A 2,977-nucleotide genomic window follows, 5' to 3' on the forward strand; every position below is an offset into this window, starting at 1 on the left:
CGCCCATTCAGGAGCGAGAGCGATGTCAAATAAGCGGCCAACTACGACCGTTGCACCCACCGGAACTACAGTCGGACGCCGCTTCTGCCGGCTCGCGACGTGATCGCGCCGCTTTACGATCCGGCGGCGTTGGCGTCGTGTGCCAGCGAACCGATCCATCTTCTCGGTGCCATCCAGCCGATGGGTGCCCTGCTGACGATCAGTGCGGACTGGAACGTGCTTCGCTGCTCGGCCAACGCAGGCGCGTTCCTCGGCGTCGCGGATGAAATGATCGGACAGCCGGCCAAATCCGTCTTTCCGGCAGACTTTCTGCACGACGTCCGCGGCCGTCTACAGATCGCCATCGGCACTGGCATCGTAGAGAGATTGTTCGGCTGTCGGTTGGCTACCGGCTCACCGCGCTTTGACGTGGCCGTGCATGTATCTGGCAACGAAATTGTACTCGAGTTCGAGGCGTCCACGGGCCAATCCACTGCGCCTTTGGGCGTTCTACGATCGATGACGGCAAGGGCCGAGCGGCAAACCTCGACGCAAGCGATCTGCCAGGAAGCCGCGCGCCAGATGCGAGGGCTGACGGGTTTTGACCGCGTGATGGTGTACCGGTTCGACGACGATGATGCCGGGGAAGTCATAGCAGAAACCGCCGCCGGGACGCTCGCGCCGTTCCTTGGTCTCCGTTATCCAGCCTCAGACATTCCGGAGCAAGCGCGCGCGCTCTATAAACGCAATTTCCTGCGTATCATCGCCGATGTTGACGCAGACCTTATCCCGGTGCTGCCGGTGCTGTCTCCTGAAGGGGTACGGCTCGACCTGTCCATGAGCGGACTGCGCAGTGTCTCGCCTATCCATCTTGAATATCTTCGCAATATGGGCGTCCAAGCGTCGATGTCGGTCTCGATCATTGTCGGCGGCCAGCTCTGGGGCCTTATCGCCTGCCATCACGGCAAGGCCATGCACCTCGGGCTGGAGACACGTTCAACAGCCGAACTGTTCGGCCAAATGTTTTCCTATCTCCTGGAGGCGCGGCTGCAAGCTGAGGACGCTGCCTACGACCTGCGGACGCACAATATCCACAACGGGGTAGCGTTGGCATTCGCCGCCTCCGATGCGCTGTTGAAGAACGTTCCGGAAATTTTGACAAGCGTGGCCGACTATGTCGCGGCTGATGGCATCGCCGTCAGCCACGCAGGCGAGATAAGCCTCACCGGACTGACGCCGACCCGTGAGGAGTTTGCGCAGCTTGTCCGGTTTCTCAACACCACGTCGGCCGGGCAAGTCTTCTCGACCCATTGTCTCAGCGGCGTGTTTCCTCCGGCGCTCGACTATCCGATGCGGGCAGCGGGCATGCTCTCGATTCCGGTCTCCCGAGTGCCGCGCGACTACCTAGTCTTCTTCCGGCGGGAAGTCGAAAAATCCGTCACGTGGGCGGGCCGACCGGAAAAGATCGAAGCTTTGGGGCCTCACGGCGTGCGCCTGACGCCGCGGAAGAGTTTCGAGGCTTGGCGCGAGACAGTTCGCTTTCAATCCCCACGCTGGAGCAAAGGAGAGTTGCGCGCCGCCGAGAAGCTACGCGTCACCATGATCGAGCTCATCCTGCGCATGTCGGAGTCAGCGCAGGTCGACCGTAACACGGCCCAACAGAGTCAGGAGATATTGATCGCCGAGCTCAACCACCGGGTTCGCAACATTCTCGGTCTGGTACGCGGGCTGATTTCTCAAAGCGCCGCCACCGCCGTCGATATCCGCGCGCTCGTTGAAAGCCTGGACAATCGCATTCGTTCACTGGCGCGGGCGCAGGATCTCTTGACTTCAAGCGACTGGATGCCCACGCCGCTTCGTGCGCTTTTGTCGGTCGAGGTCGAAACCTACGGCAACATCGAGGATCGCCTGACGCTGACGGGTCCCGAGGTCATCCTCATGCCGAAGGCTTTCACGCCCATGGCGCTGGTGGTGCATGAGCTCGTGACCAACGCACGCAAATACGGAGCCCTCTCAACGACAGACGGGCGGATCACCGTCACCACGTCGCGCGATGAAGCCGGTAACGTCAGCATCGCCTGGTGTGAGACTGGCGGGCCCATGGTGTCCGCTCCTCAGCGCAAGGGCTTCGGTTCGACCGTCCTGGGACAAGTCATCCCATTCGAACTCAACGGCATGAGCACGCCGCGTTATCTTCCCGGGGGCTACTGTCTCGACATCATTCTCCCAGCCGCGGCCGCCACGTGCGCAGAACCGGAACCGCAAACCTCGTTCCCTGACGAAGAAAGCAACGCGCCCGCGCCTGCAGACATTGCACGACTGCTAACCACATGCCTGCTTGTCGAAGACAATCTGTTCATCGCCGTCGACGCCGAGGACCTGCTGCGGGCGCTCGGAGCAAAAACCGTAGTAGTGGCGAATTCCGTTGCCGACGCGCTCGCGGCTCTTGCCATGCAGAGTTTCGGTTTCGCGCTACTCGACGTCAATCTTGGCCCGGAGAACAGCCTGCCAATCGGGCGCTACCTGAAGGCGCACGCAATTCCATTCGTCTTTGGCACTGGCTATGGTGAAGACTTGGCGATGGGAGAACTTCTGGCGGATGTACCCATCGTCACCAAGCCATATCACCGCCTGTCGATGTTGAAGGCGCTGACTCGCCTGATCCCGACAGGATCTGCCCCTGCAGCGGGGCGCTTGTTATCGTGATGGCATCGTAGTTTGGCGACGTGGTCTCGCAAGTTTGCTGAGTTCTCAAACGGTTTTTTAAAACGGCTTTGCAGTACCAGAAATGAAACAGGCCGCCTAGGGCGTCCTGTTTCCGCACGTTTTTAATCAATCACTTCGACGATGCGCCGGGTTCGCGGCTCGACCAACACCGGGCGGTCGTTGACGACAGTGTAGCGGTATTCGTGGGCAGACCGGTACTCGCTCGGCACGTCGTAGTAGGTCACACCGCTTTCCGGCAAGACTGCACCGACCCGAACCTCATCGCGGTAGC

General features: G+C 60.8%; 2 protein-coding genes. One reads left to right on the top strand and one right to left on the bottom strand.

Features of this window, described 5'->3' with window-relative positions; all coding sequences use genetic code 11:
• The first annotated feature begins 99 nt into the window (after positions 1 to 99).
• A complete protein-coding gene (locus JWR89_RS17635; protein ID WP_299718438.1) occupies positions 100 to 2,685 on the top strand; it encodes an HWE histidine kinase domain-containing protein in 2,586 nt (861 codons plus the stop codon).
• A gap of 122 nt (positions 2,686 to 2,807) precedes the next feature.
• Here JWR89_RS17635 and JWR89_RS17640 read toward each other — a convergent pair.
• Positions 2,808 to 2,977 (bottom strand): DUF1236 domain-containing protein (locus JWR89_RS17640; protein WP_299718439.1); only part of this gene is annotated, 170 nt, incomplete at its 5' end.

Origin of the sequence: Tardiphaga sp. (assembly GCF_028290785.1) — a bacterium.
Classification (GTDB): Bacteria; Pseudomonadota; Alphaproteobacteria; order Rhizobiales; family Xanthobacteraceae; genus Tardiphaga.